Source organism: Brachybacterium sp. SW0106-09, from assembly GCF_001293905.1.
GTDB classification, from domain to species: Bacteria; Actinomycetota; Actinomycetes; order Actinomycetales; family Dermabacteraceae; genus Brachybacterium; species Brachybacterium conglomeratum.
In genome coordinates this window covers 1-3038 of the sequence record NZ_BCAK01000051.1, presented here as the reverse complement: position 1 = coordinate 3038, position 3038 = coordinate 1, and the positions used below count along the sequence as shown (strand labels likewise).

2 protein-coding genes are annotated in these 3038 nt (G+C 66.7%); one reads left to right on the top strand and one right to left on the bottom strand.

Going from position 1 to position 3038, the window contains the following annotated elements; genetic code table 11:
- Window positions 1-56 precede the first annotated feature (56 nt).
- A complete protein-coding gene (locus Y09_RS14010) occupies window positions 57-944 on the bottom strand; it encodes a hypothetical protein (RefSeq protein WP_053918289.1) in 888 nt (295 codons plus the stop codon).
- A gap of 1027 nt (window positions 945-1971) precedes the next feature.
- On the opposite strand from Y09_RS14010, the gene mobF reads away from it, so the two are divergent.
- On the top strand, window positions 1972-3038 hold a 1067-nt coding region (mobF, locus tag Y09_RS14000; RefSeq protein ID WP_159419665.1), incomplete at its 3' end, for a MobF family relaxase.

Here is a 3038-nt window from a genome sequence, read left to right as displayed (position 1 = left end):
TCCGGCGCCACCCGCGAGCGGGCGCGCCTGCTCGCGTCAGTCCGGCATCCCTCGCCTCAGTGCCGACTGAGACCGCGCGGGGGAGGTTCCCGGAAAGCCTGCCGGCTCTCCGGCGGCATCGACACTGTCGGAGTCTCTCCGCTCGCACCGCCCCTCGACGGTCGACCCTCCCGAAGGCGATCAGTGAAGCTGCTGATCTTCTCCCGAAACCTGGCACCCATGGGGTGCGGCCCAGACGCCCCGGCAACACGGCTGCGCTGCACGCCGTTCTCGGCGGCAGCCGGTTCATAGCCCTCTGCTACAGCCGAGCGGTACTTGCTCAGCAGATTGTTCTCGTACTTCCACCAGTCCGCCGGATGATTCGCACCCATGGAGCCATGCCTGTAAGCCTGCAGCGCGTCCGAATCGTGCTCGAGGGCCCACTTCTCCGCTGCGTGGATCTCCTGGCGCCGCAGGGCGAGTTCGGTATCGGTCAGGTTCGGGTTGTACTCACCCAGCGACTTCTCTTCGGCGCGAGGGCTGCCTTGAGTGCGCATCTCGGCCTGCTGCGAGCGAATCTCATCCAGGCGCTGCACATGGGGGAGTGCGTGAAAGAGCCCGTTGCTCGCCGCGGTTACGGCAGAGTCGAGGGCTGACTCGCTCACACCCATCTTCGGCGCAGCTTCGCTGATCGGGAGTCCCACGAGCCTGCTGTCCGTGCGTTCGCGCGTGTTGCCCTCGCAATCGACCACCAGCACATACGGGTCGTGTTGCGGCCCGCCATTCACCGCAGCGTCTTCCCGCACGTGGACCAGTGAGACCATCGGCAGATCGCTCAACATGAGCGGGTCGCTCTCGTCTGCCACGAACCCCGGATTCTCAGGACCGTCGCGGTACGCCGACCAAGACTCAAGGAAGGTGGCGCGCACCTCGTCCACCTTCTCACGGAACTCCGACTCCAACATGGTGATCCTCTCCTCCGACTCCTCTAACTAAACCCACCAGTCGTCATCCAGGTCGGCTCTGAACTACGTGCGCACCCGGCCAGCGCTGGAACGAATGTCCGGTGGTGGCTGGCGCGGGTTCTCGCGTTCATAGAGGATCGCGCCGTCGACGCTCGTCCCGTATCGGCGCTGCGCGACCTCCCGCATCTCGCCCCTGATTGCCGCTCGGCTCCCCGGCGCGACTCCCGAGGCGTTGGCTGCGAGGCGCGCCCGCTCGAGATCGCCGGCGCTCGCGCGATCCCACCATCGAGGATCGCGAACTTGTGCGAGCGCCCTCTCGGCGCGGACGCGATCCGTTCGCTCCTGCACGCTCTCGAGCTCGCGTCGGTACGGAGCATTTCCTGCCTTCGCGTCCGGGCTCCGACGAGCGCTGTGCTCGTCCTCTCTCAGGTCACGAAGCGGGATCGCGCGCTTGCGTGCCGCAGTGCCGCGAGACTCAGCGTGCACTGCTTGCAATCGAGCAGGGTGCGGTCGAGCCCGGCGCACCGCTGCCGCTCTCTGACGAAGGCCGTCGACGTCGATCGCTCGTCTGGGCTGCTCGGGCCGAGTCTGCTGTCGGACTGGCTCATCCACTGTGGGGGTGCTCATGAGGGCCTCCTGGCCCGAGTGTACTTGCGCACTCCCTCGCGCGCGAGGCCTCGGCCGCACCAGTGTCGCCGTGGATCTGCCGATCCGCGCCGTCGGCCCGGATGAGCTGCGCTGCTTCCTGTGGACTGCGGATGGCTCCTAACACCATGCCCAGCCCACAGTCCACAGCGCAGCTCACTGCTCATCGCTGACCACACTACGTGTGGACAGCGAGCATGCACGGCATGCGCCGATGCTTTAGGTCCGATCGGCGGATCGAGCGAGCTCGATCCAGAGGACGCTTCGCGCCTCCTTAAGGTTCGCTGCGCTCACGGCCGATCAGGACCACATCATCGTCACACCTCTTGCATTATGAATGTCCTCGGTGTCGCTGGCGCGAGATGGTGGCTATTATCAGCGCATGATGTCCGTGAGCAAGCTGTCCCACGGGGACGGTTATGCCTACTACTCGGCGATGACCGCGTCCGGTGATCAGCGCCGCCAAGACGGCCAGGACCTCACGGACTACTACCTCGACTCCGGCGCTCCCGAGGGCCGATGGATCGGCAAGGGCACGGCCGCTCTCGGAGTCTCTGGCGCCGTCTCCGAGCAGCAGATGAAGGCCCTGTTTGGGGAGGGACGGCACCCCAATGCTGACAGGATCGAGGCCGCGATCATCGCCGACGGCGGCTCCGCAAAGGACGCCGAGCGGGCGTCCCGACTCGGCCGACGGCCCTACAAGTACGACTCGTCGACGAGCGAGATCGGTCAGAGGATCAAAGCCGCCCGTGACGTTCAAGAGACCCGCCTGGGCCGCGAACTCTCCGTGGACGAGATCCGCCAGGCCCGGATGCGCGTCGCCTCCGAGGTCTACGAAGAGCGCTTCTCCCACCGGCCGGCGGACGACAAGGAACTCGCCACCTTCCTGTCCAAGGAGCTGTCCAAGGGATCTAACTCCGTGGCCGGCTATGACCTCACGTTCTCCCCACCCAAGAGCGTCTCCGTGCTCTGGGGACTCGCCGACAAGGACACCGCCGAGGCCGTGGCAGCAGCTCAGGAGGCTGCTATCGACGACGCCGTCAAGTACCTCGAAGAGCACGGCATCGGCACCCGCGCCGGTGCCGGCGGAGTCGCCCAGCTGGACGTCACCGGCATGATCGCCACCCGCTTCCGCCACCACGACTCCCGCGACGGCGACCCGCAGCTCCACGATCACGTGGTGGTCGCGAACAAGGTCTACGACGCGCAGAGCGAGCGGTGGAGGACTCTCGACGGCGCCGCACTCTACCGCTCCGTCGTGTCCGCCAGTGAGCACTACAACCAGCGCCTAGTCGCCCATCTCTCCGCACGTGGTTTCAGCTTCTCGCCCCGCTCCACCGGACCGGGCAAGCGGCCCGTGATGGAGGTCGACGGCATCGACCCGCGTCTCATGTCGCAGTCCGCGAAGCGCTCGGCAGCGATCCGAGCGCGCACTCGCGACCTCGTCGC